The sequence below is a fragment of the Xenorhabdus miraniensis genome (assembly GCF_002632615.1).
The window spans coordinates 62,512-83,278 of record NZ_NITZ01000003.1; the positions used below are offsets into that span (position 1 = coordinate 62,512).

General features: G+C 46.3%; 7 protein-coding genes and 2 pseudogenes. 4 read left to right on the forward strand and 5 right to left on the reverse strand.

Annotated features, from left to right (window positions below):
• Window positions 1–2 precede the first annotated feature (2 nt).
• The 5 genes and pseudogenes from Xmir_RS34995 to Xmir_RS03880 all read right to left on the reverse strand — a co-directional run bounded on the left by Xmir_RS34995 (window position 3) and on the right by Xmir_RS03880 (window position 15,529).
• Window positions 3–5,384 (reverse strand): amino acid adenylation domain-containing protein, encoded by a 5,382-nt coding sequence (locus Xmir_RS34995; protein ID WP_479688412.1) that lies wholly within the window; start codon window positions 5,382–5,384, stop codon window positions 3–5.
• Window positions 5,385–8,672: pseudogene (locus tag Xmir_RS35000) on the reverse strand (amino acid adenylation domain-containing protein); the annotation flags it as partial.
• A pseudogene (locus tag Xmir_RS35005) lies at window positions 8,658–10,151 on the reverse strand (condensation domain-containing protein); the annotation flags it as partial. The pseudogenes Xmir_RS35005 and Xmir_RS35000, both read right to left, overlap by 15 nt.
• A 35-nt stretch (window positions 10,152–10,186) precedes the next feature.
• The gene (locus Xmir_RS03875; RefSeq protein ID WP_099113124.1) at window positions 10,187–13,426 is read right to left on the reverse strand and encodes a non-ribosomal peptide synthetase; all 3,240 of its coding nucleotides are present in this window, start codon (window positions 13,424–13,426) and stop codon (window positions 10,187–10,189) included.
• A 477-nt stretch (window positions 13,427–13,903) separates the two neighbouring features.
• On the reverse strand, window positions 13,904–15,529 hold the full coding sequence (locus Xmir_RS03880; RefSeq protein ID WP_099113125.1) for a cyclic peptide export ABC transporter: 1,626 nt from the start codon (window positions 15,527–15,529) through the stop codon (window positions 13,904–13,906).
• Between the two features lie 432 nt (window positions 15,530–15,961).
• Here Xmir_RS03880 and Xmir_RS03885 point away from each other — a divergent pair, with 432 nt between their 5' ends.
• From Xmir_RS03885 to astD, 4 genes are all read left to right on the forward strand, one after another.
• Complete coding sequence (locus Xmir_RS03885; RefSeq protein ID WP_099113126.1) at window positions 15,962–16,480, forward strand: hypothetical protein; 519 nt, start codon at window positions 15,962–15,964, stop codon at window positions 16,478–16,480.
• Between the two features lie 520 nt (window positions 16,481–17,000).
• Window positions 17,001–18,212 carry an aspartate aminotransferase family protein gene (locus tag Xmir_RS03890; protein ID WP_099113127.1) on the forward strand — a complete coding sequence of 404 codons (1,212 nt, stop codon included), beginning with the start codon at window positions 17,001–17,003 and terminating at the stop codon, window positions 18,210–18,212.
• 20 nt (window positions 18,213–18,232) lie between these two features.
• Window positions 18,233–19,264, forward strand: coding sequence for an arginine N-succinyltransferase (gene astA / locus Xmir_RS03895; RefSeq protein WP_099113128.1), 1,032 nt, complete (start codon window positions 18,233–18,235; stop codon window positions 19,262–19,264).
• A gap of 11 nt (window positions 19,265–19,275) precedes the next feature.
• Window positions 19,276–20,754 (forward strand): succinylglutamate-semialdehyde dehydrogenase, encoded by a 1,479-nt coding sequence (gene astD / locus Xmir_RS03900; protein ID WP_099113129.1) that lies wholly within the window; start codon window positions 19,276–19,278, stop codon window positions 20,752–20,754.
• Window positions 20,755–20,767: the final 13 nt, after the last annotated feature.

Here is a 20,767-nt window from a genome sequence, read left to right on the forward strand (position 1 = left end):
AATTAATTATCTCCATGTAACAGGGCACGCAATTCATCTTCAGACAAGTTCTCCAATTCTTTTTGTAGCGATTCGAGATCTTCTTGTGCGAAAAAGGTTTCAAGCTGTCTTGATGCGATAAGCTCAGCGAGTTCAGAAAGTGTTGGATGAGCAAAAATGTCTGAGATTGATACCTCAAGATGGAATTCGTCACGCAGCCTTGCCATTAACTGGATGATTGACAGGGAATTTCCACCTAAATCAAAGAAACTATCATGCCGGCCTACCTGTTCTAATTTCAGTAGGTTCTGTAGGATAACGGCGATTTGCTGTTCGATTTCTCCTTCAGGGGCTTCGTATTTATGGCTGGCGATAGACGCATGATCCGGTGCCGGCAGCGCTTTGCGATCCACTTTGCCGCTGGCAGTCAGCGGGAAGGCGTCCAGCATGACAAAGGCGTTGGGAACCATATAACCCGCCAGATGGGCATTAAGTTGTTCACGCAGACTGTTTACATCCGGCACAGCATCAGGCTGTGGAATGACATACGCCACCAGCCGTTTATCGCCATTATCTTCCTCGCGGGCGACAACCAGCGCTTCCCTGACACCGGAACAGGCAAGCAATTGCGCTTCGATTTCGCCCAGTTCAATACGGAAGCCGCGGATCTTGACCTGAAAATCATTACGTCCCAGATACTCAATTGTTCCATCAGGTAACCAGCGCCCCAAATCACCGGTTTTATACATACGGGCGTCAGGCTTTTCTTTGAATGGATCGGCGCTGAATGGGTCGGCAATAAATTTCTCCGCCGTCAAATCGGATCGGTTCAGATAACCACGGGCAACGCCCGTTCCGGCAATGTGGATCTCTCCGCTCACACCGAGGGGAACCGGATGACCCAAGGTGTCCAAAATATAGATTTGGGTATTGGCATTTGGATAACCAATCGGAATGGTGTCTTTGATTGGAATGGTGTCTTTGGTTGGAATAGCGTCTTTGAGTGGATAGGTATCGCCATCCAGAATCAGGTTAGTGGCAATAACGGTGGTCTCAGTTGGGCCATAAGTGTTTATCCAGCGGCAACGTTGGGTTTCCGGCAGAGCTTGCCAATCCACTAAATGGCGGTATTCTGCTTTTTCTCCACCGACAATAATTGCTTTCAGATGAGAGCTGAAACCGGTGCGACCCGCTTTCATCTCCTGTACCCAGTGGTGCCAGAAAGCGGTTGGCAAATCGATGATGGTAATTTGCTGCTGGTTCAGGAAATCAATGAATTCAGCATTCGGGATACGAATATGCGCAGGACGCAGGACTAATGTTGCCCCTGCTGCCAGCGTCGGGAAAATATCGGAGACTGAGGTATCAAACGCGACAGTGGCAAATTGCAGAATGCGATCCCCCGGCTGAGGCTGGCTGATCTGATGTTGGGCATGGATAAATCCCACCACATTGCGGTGTTCAACCATAACGCCTTTGGGCTGTCCCGTTGAACCAGAGGTGTAAATGACATAAGCCAGATGGTGGGGTTGGAGTCCCAACTGTTCAGCGTCAGGATTATGTGCAGGTTGTTGTGCCATGCGTTCCCGATGCGTGTCATCATCCAGTAACCAGACGGAGACGTTTTGCTGCGGCAAACGCGCTTGTAAATGTTGTTGGGTGAGCAGTAACACAGGATTACTGTCCGACACCTGATAGGCCAGCCGGTCGAGAGGATATTCTGGATCAAGCGGAACATAGTTCGCGCCGGCCTTGAGAATACCTAACATGGCAATGATCATATCCAGACTACGCTCGACACACAGAGCCACATGATCATCAGGTCGCACACCGACAGCGATCAGGCTGTGAGCCAGTTGGTTGGCGTGGTGATTCAGCTCAGCATAACTCAATTGGGTATCACCAAATATCAGTGCGATGGCATCGGGTATCCTTGCCGCTTGTTGTTCGAACAGTTGGTGAATCAGCATATCTTGCGGATAGGCCAGTTCCGTATCGTTAAAATCCTTCAATAGTTGGTTGCGCTCTGCCAGTGGCAGGATATCGATCGCTTCAATCAGTTGTTGTGGTGCAGGGTTCGGCGCATGGTTTGGCGCAAGTTGTAAAGCTGACACCAGCTCTTTCAGCACGATTTCCATATAGGCATTCAGGCGCGCTGGATTGATCTGCTGGTTACACTGGGCAGTGAGAGAAAATCCTTCGTCAAAATCATCCACATCCAACGAGAATGGATAGTTACTGCGTTCTTCACCATTGAGTATCTGTATACCTTCCCAAGCCTGTGAAGTGAATTCCATTTCGTCACGTGGAGTATGGCGGAAGTTGAGCAGGCTGCTGAACAACGGCATGGGAGCCTGAATACCACTGCAACGCTGGGCAACAGCCAATGATGCTTGTTCGTGATCCAATAATTCCGTCAGTTGTTGGTAAGTTTCCTGTACAACCTGCTGAACAGTACGTGCCTGTAACCGAACGCGAACAGGCAGGGTATTGATGAACATACCGAGTATTTTAGAAACCCCTATTCCACCTTGTAAGCGCCCTAACAGAACCGTGCCGAACACCACATCATCCCGTCCACTGCATCGCGCCAATACTTGCGCCCATGCGACATGGAACAAGACTGCGGCACTTATCCCCTGTTGACGGGCACAATCACGCAGACTGCGGGCTAAGTCGCTGTCAAGGACGAAAGTATCTTCCACTATGTCGTTATGTTGTTCTTCATCATGATTACCACTCTGGATGTCATGTAATCCAAACGGCAGAGTTGGCTCATCCACATCGCCCAACAGGGCCTGAAAATAAGCCTGATGGGCTTCCGGCGACACATTGTGGATTTGGGCAATGAAGTTACGGTAAGGCAGAGGTGCGGGCAGGTTGTCACCTTCTCCTAAGAGCAGCGCTTTCACTTCATGGGATATGATTTCCAGAGATAAGTGGTCACAAACTAAATGGTGGTTCAGTAAGGAAAGCAGCCACTGTCCTGACGCCGGATCTTGTGCGATATGCGCGGACAGCAACGGTGCTTGGGTCAGATCCATCCGTACCGTACGTGGATCAGTGAGACGATTTAATTGTGCTTCGGCACTTTCTTCCGCTGATAGCGTGAGTTCGGTAACTGACAACGGTGCATGGCGGCAGACCACTTGCACCGGCTGAGCTAATCCCTGCCAGTAAGCAGCGGTCCGTAGAATATCGTGACGATCAATGATCTGTTGCAAAGCGGTCAGGAAGGCATCAAGGCGTTCACGGGTATCGAATGCGAAAAAATGACGCAATAAATAAGTATCGCCCTGTGTTTGCAGCAGGTAGTGGAACAGAATACCTTCCTGTAGCGGTGCAAGCGGGTAGATATCCTGAATGTTAGCGCTACCACCGGGTATCGCGTCAGCAATAGTATCAATCTCGCTTTGAGACAGGGATACCAGCGGCAGCATATCCGGTGTAATGGCGGTGCAGTCGTCAGGGATGGGATTGGGCGGCACAATGAACATGTCTGCATTGTTCTGCATAGTCTGCATTGCTTTCGCCATTTCAGACAGTACAGGAGCAGCAAACACGGTACGGATATCAAGATCCCAACCCTGATTACGGAGCTGTTCGAGCAGGTTGACGACCATCAGAGAATGACCGCCCAGCTCAAAGAAATTGTCAGAACGACCGATGTTTTCCAGCCCCAATAGCGCTTGCCAGATTTCAGCCAGTGCCATCTCCGTATCATTGGCTGGCGCTTCATAGCTGCGCATGACGAGCGCTGCTTGATCCGGTTCCGGCAGCGCTTTACGGTCGATTTTTCCACCGGGTGTCAACGGGAAGGCATCTAACATCACAAAGGCGTTAGGCAGCATATACTCGGCGAGATGTTGTGCAAGCTGCTGACGTAGGGTAGCAGGCTCAAGTTCAGCGCCGGATTTGGGGATCACATAAGCAACAAGCCGTTTCTCACCTGCGCTTTCTTCGTGGGAAAGCGTTTTATGGGAAAGCATTTTATGGGAAGGAATGTCGCGGGCTGTCACGATCGCTTCATGTACTCCGTGGCATTGCACCAATCTGGCCTCGATTTCGCCCAGTTCAATGCGGAAACCCCGTATCTTGACCTGAAAGTCATTGCGTCCCAGATATTCAATGGCTCCATTTGGCAGCCAGCGCCCCAGATCGCCGGTTTTATACATACGGGCATCGGGTTTTGCTTTGAATGGATCGGTGCTGAAAGGATCAGCAATAAATTTCTCCGCCGTCAAATCGGGTTGATTCAGATAACCACGGGCAACGCCAGTACCGCCAATATGGATTTCTCCGCTCACACCAATGGGAACCGGCTGACCGTGGGTATCCAGAATATAAATACAGGTATTGGGCAGTGGATAACCAATCGGGATAGCGCCTTCGAGATGGAGAGGGTTCTGGCTGTCCAGCGTCAGCGTCGTAGCAATGACCGTCGTTTCAGTGGGGCCATAGGAATTAATCCAGCGGCAGGATTGAGTTTCTGAACTGGATAGCCAATTCATTAAATGGCGGTATTCCGCTTTCTCACCACCCACAATAATGGTGTGCAGGTAAGGGCTGAATCCACTGCGGCCTGCCATCATCTCTTGCACCCAGTGATGCCAGAAGGCGGTAGGCATATCCATAATGGTGATCTTCTGTTCACGCAAGAAAGAGACAAATGTCATATCCGGTATTCTGATATGAGGAGGGCGCAGAACCAGCGTAGCTCCTGATGCGAGGGTGGGGAAAATATCAGATACCGAAGTATCAAACGCAACCGTCGCAAATTGCAGAATACGATCACCCGATTGAGGTTCACTGGTATGTTGCTGGGCATGGATAAAGTTCACTACATTGCGATGTTCCAGCATGACGCCTTTGGGCTGTCCGGTTGAACCAGAGGTGTAAATGATATAGGCCAGATGATGGGGTTGAAGCCCCAGTTGTTCAGGATCAGGATTATGTGCAGGTTGTTGTGCCATCATATTGCGATGGTTTTCATCATCCAGCAGCAGGAGTGACACGCCCTGTATGGGTAATCGATCCTGTAAATGACGTTGGGTCAGTAATAATGCAGGCTTGCTATCCGACAACTGATAAGCCAGTCGTTCAATAGGGTATTCCGGATCAAGGGGAATATAGCCTGCACCTGCTTTGAGAATCGCGTACATGCCAATGATCATATCCAGACTGCGATCCACACAGATAGCTATACGATCATCCGGGCGCACACCGGACGCTATCAGAGAGTGTGCCAGTTGATTGGCATGGTGGTTCAGTTCCGCGTAACTCAGTTGGCTGTCTTCAAACACTAACGCAACAGCATCAGGTGTCTGCTCTGCTTGCTGTTCGAACAATTGGTGGATTAGCTTATCCTGCGGATAGCTCAGCGCTGTATCATTGAAATCTTCCAATAATTGACTGAGTTGCTGCGGTTGTAGCAAGGGTAAATCTTCCACCCGCAGTGAATCATCTTCAACCATCGCGTTCAGCAGAGTATGCAGGTAACTGGCGAGGCGCTCAATGCTGGCATGCTCAAACAGATCGCTGGCATATTCCAACTCACCGATTAAGCCATTGTCGGTATCATTCATGGAAAGTGACAGATCGAAGTGGGTACTTCTTCGGGTTGATGGCAGTTCATCCAATATTACGCCGGATAACTCAAGAGATTGCTGTATTGGCGTGTTGTCCAGCGCGAGCATCACCTGAAATATTGGGCTGTGGCTCAGGCTGCGTGGCGGTTGCAGGGCTTCAACAAGTTGCTCAAATGGCAAATCCTGATGGACATAGGCTTCCAGTGCATGGGCTTTCACTTGTGCCAATAAAGCGCCAATTGTGGGGTTATCTTCCAATTTCACTCTGAGTGCCAGTGTATTGGCAAAGAAACCGATCAGCGGCTCCAGCTCACTGTGTTGTCGGTTAGCAACCGGTGTACCAATGACAATATCTTGCTGACCACTTATGCGGGAAAGTAAAATTGACCAGGCCGTCAACAAGGTCATAAATAGAGTGGCACTATGACGCTGGCTCAATGCTTTTAATCCGTCGCTCAGCTCTGGGGAAAGGGTGAATGTCACTTGATCCCCGCGATAGCTCTGTACCGCAGGACGGGCTTTGTCCGTAGGCAACTCCAGCAAGGCGGGGGCGTCTTGCAGGGCATTTCGCCAGAAATTCACTTGTTTTTCCAATACACTACCTTGCAGCCATTGCCGTTGCCACACGGCATAGTCAGCATATTGCAATGTCATCTCAGGCAGCGGATCTTTCTGTCCTTGATTAAAAGCGCGGTAAAGTGTGGTCAGTTCATACATCAGAACGTTCAGTGACCAGCCATCGGAAATCATATGGTGCTGGGTTAACAGCATGACATGCTCATCATCCGCGAGTTTCAGCAGTTGAGCACGTATTAAGGGTTCCCGTGCAAAATCAAAGGGATGGTTGGCTTCAAACTGAGATGCTTCATCAATGGCAGCCTGTTTTTCTGCCTCTGTTAGCGGGCTGAGATCTTTGATAGTTAAGTTGAAGCCATGATCCGCATCGTCAATGATTTGCCGGGCTGTCCCATCGACTACTTTAATGGTTGTGCGCAGAATTTCATGGCGTGCAACGATTCTGTCCAGTGTGGCTTGCAGGGCGCTCTGGTTCAGGTGGCCTTTCAGACGCAATCCGCCAGCGATGTGGTACGCCGTTTGTGCAGCAGAATCTAACTGTGCCAGGAACCACAGACGTTGTTGAGCCCAGGATAAGGGAAGCGTTTGCTCCCGGCTGGCGGGTAATATCAACGGTTGTGTGGATTGATGCCCTGATGTGCCTGATATGATAGTCGTGCTCAGCGATTGCGCTAAATCTGACAATACAGGGCGAGTAAACAGATCCTGCAAATCCACGTGGATATTAAGAGCGTGGCGTAAACGGGAGGCCATTTGCACGGTTAGCAGAGAATGTCCACCCAGCTCAAAAAAGTTGTCGTGACGTCCCACTCGTTCTATTCCCAGCAGGGATTGCCAGACTTCCGCCAGTTTCTGTTCGGTTTCCCCTTGGGGCGCTTCGTATTCACGGCTGGCAATCGCAGCGCGATCGGGGGCAGGCAGGGCTTTTCGATCCAACTTTCCACTTCCGGTCAGCGGGAAGGCGTCCAGTATGACAAAGGCACTGGGGATCATGTGTTCCATCAGGTGCGTGCTTAGCTGTTCACGCAGATCAGAAGGGGTAAGTGTGACATCAGGTTGTGGTATCAGGTAAGCGACCAGACGTTTATCGCCGGTTGATTCCTCTCGGGCAATAACGACAACATCTTTGACGCCCTTGCAAGCCGCCAGTTGCGCCTCGATTTCTCCCAATTCAATGCGGAAGCCACGTAGTTTAACCTGAAAATCATTGCGCCCCAGATATTCGATAGTGCCATTTGGTAACCAGCGTCCCAGATCGCCGCTTTTATACATGCGGGCATCGGACTTTTCTTTGGATGGATCGACACTGAATGGATCGGGAACAAAGCGTTCTGTAGTCAGTTCCGGCTTATTCAGGTAACCACGAGCAACACCGGCACCGCCAATATGAATTTCTCCACTGACACCCACAGGAACGGGTTGGCCGAGAGGATCGAGAATATAAATACGGGAATTGGCATTAGGGCGGCCAATCGGAATGTTATTCACGATTTCAGAAGAGTGCCCCGCCTCAAGTGTTAATGAAGTGACAATGACGGTCGTTTCAGTGGGGCCATATGTGTTGATCCAGCGGCAGAACTGAGTCTCTGGCAGGGATTGCCAATCTGCCAAATGGCGATACTCCGCTTTTTCTCCACCGACAATCACGGTATTGAGATAAGGACTGAAACCGGTGCGGCCTGCTTTTATCTCCTGTACCCATTGATGCCAGAAAGCGGTGGGTACATCCATAATGGTGATCTTCTGCTGCTGTAAAAAATCAATAAATGCTGCATCAGGCACGCGGACATGAGCAGGACGCAGGACTAAAGTCGCTCCCGCTGCCAGCGTTGGGAAAATATCAGACACTGAGGTATCAAACGCCATGGTCGCAAATTGCAGGATGCGATCCCCCGGCTGAGGTTGGCTGATTTGATGTTGAGCATGGATAAAGTTGACGACATTGCGGTGCTCAAGCATGACCCCTTTGGGTAATCCGGTCGAGCCAGAGGTATAAATAATATAGGCCAGATGATGCGGCATCAGCCCCGATTGACTGGCGTCAGGATTATGTGTTGGCTGTTGTGCCACGGTATTGCGATGATTTTCACCGTCCAACAGCCAAACCGGCATTTCCGTTGCGGGCAAGCTTGCCTGTAAGTGTTGTTGAGTCAGCAATAACATCGGCGTGCTGTCTGACAATTGATAAGCCAAACGTTCGGCAGGATATTCCGGATCAAAGGGAACATAGCCCGCGCCTGCTTTGAGGATGCCCAGCATGCCAATAATCATATCGGGACTGCGCTCAACGCACAGAGCCACGCGATCGTCCGGGCGTATACCAAATGCAATCAGGCTATGTGCCAGTTGGTTGGCGCGCTGGTTCAGTTCTGCATAACTCAGTTGAGTATCTTGATATATCAGGGCGATAGCGTCAGGCACCAACTCTGCTTGTTGCTCAATCAGTTGGTGAATCAGCTTATCCTGCGGGTAATCCAGTGCTGTGTCGTTAAAATCCACCAGCAATTGTTTGAGCTGCGGTGGCTGCATCAACGGCAGTTCAGCCACGTGTTGAGTATCATCTGCCACCATTGCCGCAAGTAAGGTGTATAGGTGGTTGACCATACGTTCAATCGTGGTGTGATCGAACAGGTCGCTGGCATATTCCAGATCCCCTATTAATCCGTTTTCGGTTTCATCCAGCGTTAATGTCAGGTCAAAGTAAGCACTGTCCCTGATTAATGGCCGCTCATCCAATACCAATCCCGGCAGTTCGAAATGCCGTTGTCCCGGCACATTATTTGTTGCCAGCATAACCTGAAAGATTGGGCTATGGCTCAGGCTGCGCGGGGGTTGCAGGGTTTCGACCAGTTGTTCGAAAGGCAGATCCTGATGGGCGAATGCCTTGATAGCCTGTTCTTTCACCTGTGCCAAGAGTTTGCTGACACTGGGGTTATCATGCAATTGCACCCGTAATGCCAAAGTGTTGGCAAAGAAGCCGATCAAAGGGGCCAGTTCAGGTTGTTGACGATTGGCGACGGGCGTACCAATCACAATATCATCCTGACCGCTGAAGCGGGAAAGCAGAGTGGCCCATCCGGCCAATAGTGTCATAAATAAAGTTGTGCCGTGACGCTGGCTGAGATCTTTTAAACCTGTCTGCAATGCAGGCGGGAAAACAATATTAACTCGTCCGCCAGTATAGCTTTGTTTCGCCGGTCGCGGCTGATCAGTGGGTAATTCCAGCAATGCGGGGGCGCCTTTCAAGGTGTTACGCCAGAACTCAACCTGTTTTTCCAGCACCTCTCCCTGCAACTCATTTTTCTGCCAGAGAACGTAGTCAGCATACTGAATTGTCAGGGCTGGCATTGGATCAGGCAGTCCTTGACTGAATGCGTGATAAAGTGTGGACAACTCTTGCATAAAGACACTGACTGACCAGCCATCTGAAATAATATGATGCTGGGTCAACAGTAAGATATGTTGGTCTTCCGCCAGTTTTAGCAATCGCCCGCGTACCAAAGGACCATTCACAAAATCAAAGGGACGGTTTGCCTCAAGATAGGCGGCTTTTTCAATTGCTGCTTGCTGCTCTGATATGTTTTCTTGTTCTGACGTGTTTTTTTGTTCTGAAAATAGTTGGCTGAAATCTTCTTGTATTAAAGGAAAACCACAATTTTTATCACTAATGATTTGCTGTGCTTCGTCTTCTACCGTCACGATAGTCGTACGCAGAATTTCATGACGCGCCACAATACAATCCAATGCAGCTTGCAGGGCGTTCAGGTTCAGCCTGCCTTTCAGGTTCAAACCTGCTGACATGTGGTATGCCGTTTGTGCGGCAGGATCTAATTGAGCAAGGAACCATAAACGTTGTTGTGCCCATGATAATGGCACACCATTATCACGAGGCTGAGGCCTGATTTCTGTTTTCTGAGTAGACTGGCGGGTCAATTTTGCTGATTTGGCTAACTCAAGTAGTCTTCTTCGTTCAGCTAATGGTAGAGATGAAAGCTCGTTCTTATTCATTTATTATCACCATTTAAAACAATATGAGGTAAGACCTAATTCATTGATTTATAGATATCTTCTAAAGACTCTGAATCAAATTGCAGCAATAGCGCATCGACAATGCACTCTTCAAGCTGACAGAGGGTTGGGTGTGAAAACAGTTGATAAATGGATAACTCAACATCTAATGTTTTCTTGATCTGCGACTGTAGTTGCAATACCAGCAGAGAATGACCGCCCAATTCGAAGAAGTTGTCATAACGACTTACCCGGTCTAACCCTAATAATTCTTGCCAAATAATGGCCAATTGTTCCTCGGTTTCGCCTTCTGGGGCGACATACTCACGGGTAGACATGGCTGAGTGATCAGGGGCGGGGAGGGATTTGCGATCGAGTTTGCCATTTGGAGAGAGGGGGAAAGTTTCCATCATCACAAATGCGCTCGGGATCATGTAATCCGCGAGATGCTTACTCAAGTGCTCGCGCAGTTGAGAGATAGCCGGTGTGCAATCCTTGTTAGGGATTAAATAGGCGACGAGTCGTTTATCTCCCGTGTCATGTTCACGGGCAATCACCACGGCTTCACGAATATCGGCACATTGGGTCAGGCAGGTTTCAATTTCGCCCAACTCGATACGTAATCCGCGAATTTTAACCTGAAAATCATTGCGTCCCAGATAGGCAATACTGCCATCAGGCAGCCAGCGCCCCAGATCGCCAGTTTTGTATAGACGGGCATCAGGATCGGGACTGAATGGATCGGTAATGAAACGCTCTGCGGTCAGTTCAGGCAGGTTTAAATAACCACGGGCGACACCGACTCCCCCGATGTGGATTTCACCTGCGGCACCAATTGGAACGGGTTCTCCATATGTATCGAGAATATAGATCTGAATATTGGAAATAGGATGCCCAATCGGCACTTGTCCGGTATAGCGATCCGGTACACATTTCCAGGCAGTAACATCAATGGCCGCTTCTGTTGGCCCATATAAATTATGCAGTTCAGTGTGAGGAAAGTGGGACAGGCACTGTTGTTGCAAGGCATAAGGAAGTGCTTCCCCGCTGCATAAAATTTGGCGCAGAGAAAGGCAACGTCCGGTTGGGATGTAATGGAGAAAACTTTGCAACATGGAAGGTACAAAATGGAGCGTAGTAATATTACGGTTTTCGATTTCGTCCAATAAATAGTGCGGTTCTTTGTGACCACCAGGGCGGGCCATCACTAACTGGGCACCAAACATCAGGGGAAGGAAAAATTCCCAAACAGAAACATCAAAACTGAATGGGGTTTTTTGTAAGACCCGATCTTGAGGGGTGAGTTGATAAGTATCCTGTGCCCAGAGTAAACGGTTAACCACACCGCGATGTTCATTCATTACCCCTTTGGGTAGCCCCGTCGAGCCGGAAGTGTAGAGCACATAGGCCAAATGCCGGGATGTTAACCCCAAATGCACGGCATCTAAATTATCATCGGGCTGGTGGATGATATCAGCCTGAACGGTTGGGTTATCCAAAAACCAGACAGGTATTTCGGTTGCAGGTAATTGTTCTTGCAAGTCATGGTGGGTTAGCAGGATCACCGGTTCACTGTCTGACAGGATATAAGCAAGCCTATCAGTCGGATATTCAGGATCGAGTGGCACATAAGCAGCACCGGCTTTTAAGATACTGACCAGACTGATCACCATATCCAAACTGCGTTCCATGCAGATGGCGACGCGATCATCAGGGCGAACACCCGCATTAACAAGGGCATGAGCCAGTTGATTGGCCCGATGATTTAATTCCGCATAACTGAGTTGCGTATTCTCATAGCGCAATGCCGTAGCATCAGGGCTGCGTCCGACTTGCTGTTCAATGAATTGATGGATCAGCGCATGTTGTGGAAAGGGCTTGCCGGTGTTGTTGAAACTATGGAGGACTTGCTGACGTGCCTGTTCGTCCATCAAAGGCAAACGATTAACAGCTTGTTGTTCGTCATCGGCCATTGCTTCCAGCAGATTCAGGAGATTCTGCATTAACTGAGAGATGAGTTCAGTATCAAACACCTTGGTATCGAAATAAAAGGCATAACGGATCTGACCATCGACTTCCAGGATATTCACCATTAATGGCACAGGAATGTCGGCGTAGTATGGATGAGGGAAAGGCCTCAATTCAGCATTACCCCACGGCACCATCACATTGTTGTCTTCCGCCATCCAGAGTGAGGGTAAGTCACCAATATATCTGGCTTTTTGAAATATCATGACGGTTTGGAAAACAGGGTGGGTTTCTGCATTACGTTGCAATTGCAGTTGTTCCAATACCTTGGAAAACGGATATTTCTGGTTTTCAATGCCCTGCCGGGCGGTTTTTGTTGCCTGTGTGATATGCTCCTGAACTGTCATTTCCCCCTTTATCTGGCTGCGTAACGCTATCGGGTTGATAAACTCGCCGACCAGTTTTCCCCAGCGGGCACGCCCCCGGCCCGGCATGATAGAGCCGATAATAATGTCATCCTGCCCGGTATAACGACTAAGGAGGATTTGGTAGGCAGCCAGAAAAATGGCAAACAGGCTGTTATCATATTTCGATGCCAGAGATTGCAGTTTATTTGCCAGAGAATTGGGTACTTTTTTATATAAAGAGATTTTCCCTGTATCAGGCGTAAGGCTATTTTTAGCGGGCCATTGTGTTACAGCTAAATTACCAGCTAAGGTATTTTGCCAGAATTGTTGTTGTTTTTTTGCGCTGGTGCTTTTTAACCATTGTTGCTGCCATTCCACGTAGTTGTGAAAGCTATTTTCTGGCGCAGGCTCCAGGGGTTTTTCAGAAAGCAGGGCATCAAGTTCATCTAACAGTACCCAATAAGACCAGCCATCAACCGCCAGATGATCAAAGGTCAGTACCATAACACCTTCTTGCGGATTGCACTGATACCAACTGGCGTACATCCGAAGCGGGTGTGTTAAATCAAAAAGATGCCAACAGTCGTCCTGAACACGTTGCTGAAGCGCTTCTTCACTAAGATGCTGCGCATCATGTACTGTGAGTGCGATTTCAGAACTATCTGCAATGCAATAGCCCAGTTCACCGTGATATAGTCCAAAACTTGCTCGCAGCATCGGGTGTCTTTGCACTAATTTATTGAGAGCTTCTTCTAGTTGTTTCGCTGTTAAACCTTTAATGCGGGCACAAAATGCACTATTATTCTGACCACGTTTATCAGGGTCTATTTGATATTGAAACCAGCGACTACTTTGCGCTTCCGATAGAGGGAATGGTTTCAATTGATCAGGGTAATTCATTCTATAGCTCCCTTTTTATGGGTACATTAAAAATAAAAACATGAGAACTGTTAAAACAAAAAATCACACTCGGGGTTGAACAAATAAAAAATATTTCCATGAAATAGACGGTATATCTATTCCTGTCAGGAAAAGTAGTCGTTATCCAGAGCAAGTGGCATAAAAATAGCCGACCATTCTGATAAAAAAGAACAGTCTAATTCTTAATGTTTTGCTCAATTTCTTTTCATCACTGAAAGAAATTATAATCTTTACTGTATTAGATAATTTTACATTAGATTATTTAATTCCACATTTATAATAATGTTTTTCTAATGTATCTAATTTTATTACAGGTATTAAGTATCAAAGTTTATTAGTTTTGGTGATTTTGCGTACACTCCATAAATCAAAACTTATATGGATATGTAAAGTGAAATAAGAGCCTATGTAATTAGGCTCTTTGTCATGCGTTTCACTTTATTTTTTTATAATGAACTAATGAATTTTATTACTGATCTCTTTAATATTGCCATCTTCTAATTTGATAATGCGATCGGCAGAATCAAAATAACCATCATCATGGCTAATAACGATGATAGTTTTACCATTAGCTTTTAATTCAGGCAGTAGTTCAGTATAGAATAAACGTTTAAATACGGGATCTTGGTCTGCGGCCCATTCATCAAACAGATATATAGGACGATCTTCTAAATAGGCCGAAACTAATGCCAGTCTTTTTCGTTGACCAGCAGAAAGATTGGTTGTGGAAAAACCACCATCAACGATTTTGACTTTATGTGACATATTTAATGATTCAATATAATGCGTTGCTTTTTCAGTAACATTGGCATCGCTATTGAGTAGCTGTTCGAAGAGATGGTAATCGGAGAAAACAGCAGAAAAGAACTGACGATAATGCTCATTATTAGCTGATGTTACCGGTATGCCATTTAGCGAGACAGAACCCGATTCTTGTTCAAACAAGCCAACAAGCAACATCGCGAGTGTTGTTTTCCCGCTGCCATTACCCCCAACGATAAAAACAATTTCGCCTTGCGATATTTTCAGACTTAATGGGCCGAGAGCAAACTGACGGTCTTCTTTATCCGTTGTGTAATGATGGACAACATTTTTCAGTTCAAGTTCTATTGGCAGTTTATTATGGAATGGGTTAGGGCCTTCGATTTGTTCGGAGAGCGCTTCTTCCAGCTCATTATCAAGGCGGCGCATTTTATTCAACGAAACTTCAGCTTCTCTCAATTCCGGGATTGCACCAATAACTTCACTAATAGGGCCTGATAAAAAGAGCACAAGCAACGCTACCGTGAACAGGGTTGATGGCTCCTGAGGGATCCAAATGGGGACAATAAAAATGCTGATACCAATAATAATATAGAAAGTGACAGAACTGGCATTGATGAGCCATGCGTAACTGGAATTCGCTTTAATGCAGATTTCTTTGAATACATTGGCGGCAGGAGAGATAACTTTATCGACAAAAAGATTGCCTTTTTGTGTATTGAGTTTCAGCTCCTTGCTGCCGTTAATCAGGCTTTGAAAATTAAGGTATATTTTATCCACCTGATCACGCATTAATGTCATCAGGCGTAATGGGTATTTCTCCCAAATATAAAACACGTACATTGCAATAAGGCTGAGTGCTGCCAAAATGACAAACAATTGCCAGGACATCCAGGCCAAATAACTAAAGCAGGCAATGATTAGGGTGACATTACCAAAAACACTGGGTGCCAGCATAAAAGAGTGTACGAAAACATCGACGTCTTTAGTTAAAACTGCTAAAAGACCGTGCCGCCCGATTTTATTCAGTTTTTTGAGTGGTGCACGTAATATCTTGTTACTTAAACTGAGGCGTAATGAAAAAATAGCCGCTTGAGCTAAATGGGATAACGTAATTTCTGATATAGTCTTGGTAATAAAAAAAATAAAACAGATACCAAAAAAGCTCCAAAGAAATGTGGTGAGATTAATGGTTTCTGTTACACCTTGACTAATCATGCCAACTATCGAAGCACCTGCGAACCCACTAATTAATGCGCTTATTGTCGATACAAGCAATAATACCCAGGATTGACGATATAAATAAGCTATTAGAGTCATAAAAAAAAGCCATTGTCGAAGGTTATAATTTATATGAAAATTCATATATCTGTTTACTCAGTCCATTATGGTTGTTTTTTTCTTATGAAACTGCAAGCGTGATTTATAGCAAGGCAATATTAATAAATATAATTGTGATAAAAATCACTAGTCATGTAAGTGGTTACTTTACTTAATTGCAGGAATAAACTATGTGAGTAATTTTTTTTAATAAGTAATAGAATTTATTATGCAGAAGTACATAATAAATAAACTTAATCAGAAAACATTTCTATTCTTTTTAAGTTTTATAATATTTCCTTTTATTTTTACGCACATATTGCCCAGATATTTGAGTCATTAACCCCTCCTACCGGAAGGGTTTTTTTGTGTTTTTATCGGGGAAAAGGTATAAGCTTGGGGAGAGTATCTGGATCTTGTTAGGAGGGGATTATGAAACTTAGTTTCTATTGGGATCGAGAATTTAAAAGCTTCTCTTTTGAAGAGAAAGTGCGCAATTCGGCAAGATTGATACCTTATTTACGGGGAGGATTTCAGTATTTTATTGACGTATCTTCCACATATCCGACTAACAGACTGAATCTTGTAGGACATGGTGATCAGTTCAAACTGTTGTTTGAAGGATTGCTGTTAGGGGCAAAAAAATTGTCGCCGCAAGAGTTGGCTGATCACATAGGGCCGTTGCTCATGAAAGATAATGCCCGTTCCATCCGGTTGCTATCTTGTTTCTCCGGGAAAAGTGGGTTTGCTCATAAATTAGCCGATATTACAGGCTTGCCTGTAAAAGCAAACAGAGAGATTTTTTCACCACAATGTTTCTACTATGCTCAAGATGAACGGTTATGGTTGCGGAGAGAAAAACAGGTTTTTCCGTCAGAGTCATTGAATACTAGTGAAGACAATATAGTTCGATTTTTTTGGTATAACCCCCATAACCTCCATGCCTCTTAACCTGAGAGTTTGTATGAGTGAACTTGCCAATAAAGTGGAAAAAATAAGTGTATTGTTTTTTAATGGTTTGGTTTTAAATAAAATTATTGATATGTAGGGTAAAAGTTGTTAATTGCAAATACATTTTTAGAGTATGGGTATAATTTATACTCATACTCCGTGAATAATTATTGAACAAGAATATCTCAATTCCGTTATCTTCACTTCTATCCCTCTTCTTATTTATTTTTTTATGCACAAATGGTGCATAAATTGACTATAAATTCATTTCTGTAAATTGTGAAAAGCATCATAAAGTAAATTCATTGTGATTTTATTGTGTTGACTTTGTTAAATCCCGAAGAGATTATGAGATTAATTACTAATCAAAAAGGATGGGGAAAACACAGAGATAATGTCATTGGAAACTTTTCGAAAATAATAAATAGATAATTTATATGAATCTATTAACTGAAAATTATCTTCAATGATATATGAGTTTATTTTTATTTTTATATCCTAATTATTTGAGGAAAAACAAATGTCAGGTACGATCCAAAGAAATTGGTTTGACCAGTATATGGTTCCCTGCTTTTCACCTGCTAAATTTATCCCGGTTAAAGCTAAAGGCTCGCGCGTCTGGGATCAGGATGGGAAGGAATACGTTGATTTTGCAGGCGGAATTGCTGTTAATTCGTTAGGGCATGCCAATGATGAATTAAAAGATACATTAATTTCTCAAATTGAAAATATATGGCACATTGGTAACGGTTACACCAATGAGCCTGTATTAAAACTTGCAAAATCTTTAGTTGAGAACACTTTCGCAGATAAGGTTTTTTTCTGTAATTCTGGCGCTGAGGCTAATGAAGCTGCATTAAAAATTGCCAGAAAATATGCTTTGGATAAATATGGAAGTCATAAAAACGAAATTATTTCATTTGAGAATTCCTTCCACGGTAGGACATTATTTACCGTGACTGTCGGTGGTCAACCTAAATACTCTCAGGACTTCGCTCCACTACCGCAGCAAATTACCCATCTTCCATATAACGATATTGCCGCCATTAAAGCCCATATTTCAGAAAAAACCTGTGCCGTAATCGTTGAGCCCATTATCGGTGAAGGGGGGGTTATCCCTGCTGACCCGGCATTTTTGAAAGCATTGCGGGAACTGTGCGATCAGTATCAGGCATTGCTGATTTTTGATGAAATTCAAACAGGAGTCGGGCGGACTGGGTATTTGTATGCCTATGAAGAAACGGGCGTGGAACCCGATATTTTGACCACGGCCAAAGGGCTTGGCGGCGGTTTCCCCATAGGGGCCATGTTGGTCAGACAACATATCGCAGAAGCCTTCCAGCCGGGTTCACACGGTACAACATTTGGTGGAAATCCATTGGCAGCCGCGGTCGCCAATAAGGTGATCGAGTTAGTACATCAGCCGGAATTTCTGGCGGGAGTAAAAGAGCGCCACCATGAATTTTTCCAGCGGATGTCAGAACTCAATCAACGTTATCAGGTATTCAGTGAATTACGCGGTAAGGGGCTATTGCTGGGGGCCGAACTGGATAAGAAATATCAAGGCAAGGCGAAAAACCTGACCAATATCGCAGCAGAAGAGGGATTGATTGCTTTAATAGCCGGCCCCGATGTGCTGCGTTTTGCGCCTGCATTAAATATCGAACAGCAGGATATTGATGATGGTTTCATCCGCCTTGAAAACGCCCTCAAGCGATTTGTTCAGGAATAAAGCCGATTTGAGGTGATATCATGATGCTATTTAGATCCGTTCAACATGAAGATTTAGGGGATATCCTTAATCTTTCGTCCCGTGCTGGCGTTGGCCTGACGACGTTACCAAACAATCAGGAATATCTGGCGGCACGGATTTTACGCAGCATTGATTCTTTCAACGATGCAAGGGGACGAGCACAGCAAGGTTTTTTGTTTACCTTGGAGGACACGGAAAAGCATCGTGTTGTTGGTGTTAGTGCGCTGGAGGTTGCCGTTGGGCTGGAAGAGCCCTTCTATAACTTCCGGGTGCAGAAAGCAGTGCGTTCTTCCCGGGAATTGGGCATTTACAACACATTTGAAACGCTGATTGTTGGGCAGGATTATACCGGATGCAGTGAACTGTGTACGTTGTTCCTTGATCCCGATTATCAAGGCGGGCGCAATGGCGTTTTCCTTTCCAGAAGCCGTTTTATTTTTATTTCCGCATTCAGGCACCTTTTCCCGAAATCCATCATTGCGGAAATGCGCGGGGTCTTGAATCAACAAGGTGAATCGCCATTCTGGAATGCGTTCGGGCAACACTTTTTCAATGTTCCTTTTGCAGAAGCGGATTATTTGACGGGGACTGGCTCAAAAACGTTTATTGCGGAATTAATGCCATTCTATCCGGTCTATGTCCCTCTGTTGCCTGAAGATGCCCGTCAGGCGATTGGTCAGGTACATGAAAATACCTTGCCTGCCCGCGCTATTCTGGAAAAAGAGGGTTTTGCTTATCACGATGCGGTCGACATTTTTGATGCTGGTGCCATTTTGGATGCGGAAATTGACAATATACGCACAGTCAAAGACAGCCGGCTCGTATATGCCAAGAAAAGCCCCCATGTTTCTCGCGCGCAGGATGGGGTGCCATGTATTGTTTCTAACCTGCATTTTCAGGCGTTTAAGGCGTTACTCTTGCACATCTCTGATCCGCTGGATAGTGATGAGCTGCGGCTTACACCCGCAGAGATGGAGGTACTCCAGGTGGATGAGGGCGATCCGGTGCGCTTTGTTTCTCTTCTCTCTTAAGGGATTTAACAATGAATCATCAAGCAAATTACATTGGCGGTGAATGGATAGTTGGGCAAGGTCTGCCTGTTATTAAATACTCTCCTGTTGACCAACAGGTTTTATGGCAGGCAAACGGCGCTTCTGCCCGTCAGGTAGACGAAGCGTGCCAATCTGCCCGCAAAGCCTTTCCTGCTTGGTCAGGGTTGGCGGTTGAAAAACGTATTGCAGTTATTCAGGCATTTGCTGATTTGTTGACACAGGAAAAAGAAAATCTCGCCCGTGTAATCAGTGAAGAAACCAGTAAGCCGTTGTGGGAAACGCGAACGGAAATTCAGTCAATGATTGGCAAAATTGCCATTTCCATTGAGGCATGGGAACAACGCACAGGATATTCTGAAACCTCCATGCCTGATGGCAAAGCGATATTGCAGCATCGCCCTCACGGTGTGATGGCGGTTTTCGGCCCCTATAATTTTCCCGGACATTTACCGAATGGGCATATTGTACCTGCATTGATCGCGGGTAATACATTGGTGTTTAAGCCCAGTGAACTGACGCCGATGACGGCAGAGAAAACGGTTGAACTGTGGATCAAGGCGGGGTTGCCTGTTGGTGTGCTGAATCTGGTGCAGGGCAGTAAAGAAACCGGCGGTGCGTTGTTGGACAGCCGCGAAATTGATGGTGTGCTGTTTACGGGCAGTGCGGCGACAGGGTTCCATTTCCACCGTGTATTGGCAGGCCAGCCAGAAAAAATGCTGGCGCTGGAAATGGGAGGCAACAATGCCCTGATTGTGGACGATTATGATGATATTGAGGCCGCTGTTTACACCATTATCCAGTCCGCATTTATCTCCGCAGGGCAGCGCTGTACTTGTGCCCGTAGGTTGTTGGTGAAACGAGGGGAAAAAGGGGATGCGTTGATCCAACGGCTACTTGATGCCGCGGGTCAGATTGTGCCTGCTCACTGGAATGCAGAGCCACAGCCTTTTATCGGGGGCGTCATCTCTCTGGCTGCGGCAGACAGTTTGCTGGAGGCTCAATCCAAATTGCTGGCATTAGGTGGTGTCTCTTTGCTCGCCTTAACGCAGCCTGATCCTCATTCAACCTTTATGACGCCGGGCATCATTGATCTGACCAATGTCAGAGATGTTCCTGATGAAGAATATTTTGGCCCTTTGCTGACCCTGAAACGCTATGACACTTTCGACGAAGCCATTTCCATCGCGAATAATACGCGGTTTGGTTTGGCATCCGGCTTGATTTCTCCTGATGCTGCCCTGTTCAAGAAATTATTGCAGGAGGCGAGGGCAGGGATCGTGAATTGGAATAAACCCCTGACAGGCGCATCCAGCAAAGCACCGTTTGGTGGCATCGGAGCATCGGGTAATCATCGACCCAGTGCTTACTATGCAGCGGACTATTGCGCCTGGCCGATGGCTTCTTTGATGGCTGACAATTTAGTTTTGCCTGAAACACCCGCGCCAGGGCTTGGTTTCTTTCGTTCATGATTTTTTCCATTAA

Bases quoted from the DNA above. Each gene is read 5' to 3' on its own strand.
- Xmir_RS03875 (WP_099113124.1), bottom strand. From the start codon at position 13,426: ATGAATTACCCTGATCAATTGAAACCATTCCCTCTATCGGAAGCGCAA.
- Xmir_RS03880 (WP_099113125.1), bottom strand. From the start codon at position 15,529: ATGACTCTAATAGCTTATTTATATCGTCAATCCTGGGTATTATTGCTT.
- Xmir_RS03885 (WP_099113126.1), top strand. From the start codon at position 15,962: ATGAAACTTAGTTTCTATTGGGATCGAGAATTTAAAAGCTTCTCTTTT.
- Xmir_RS03890 (WP_099113127.1), top strand. From the start codon at position 17,001: ATGTCAGGTACGATCCAAAGAAATTGGTTTGACCAGTATATGGTTCCC.
- astA (WP_099113128.1), top strand. From the start codon at position 18,233: ATGATGCTATTTAGATCCGTTCAACATGAAGATTTAGGGGATATCCTT.
- astD (WP_099113129.1), top strand. From the start codon at position 19,276: ATGAATCATCAAGCAAATTACATTGGCGGTGAATGGATAGTTGGGCAA.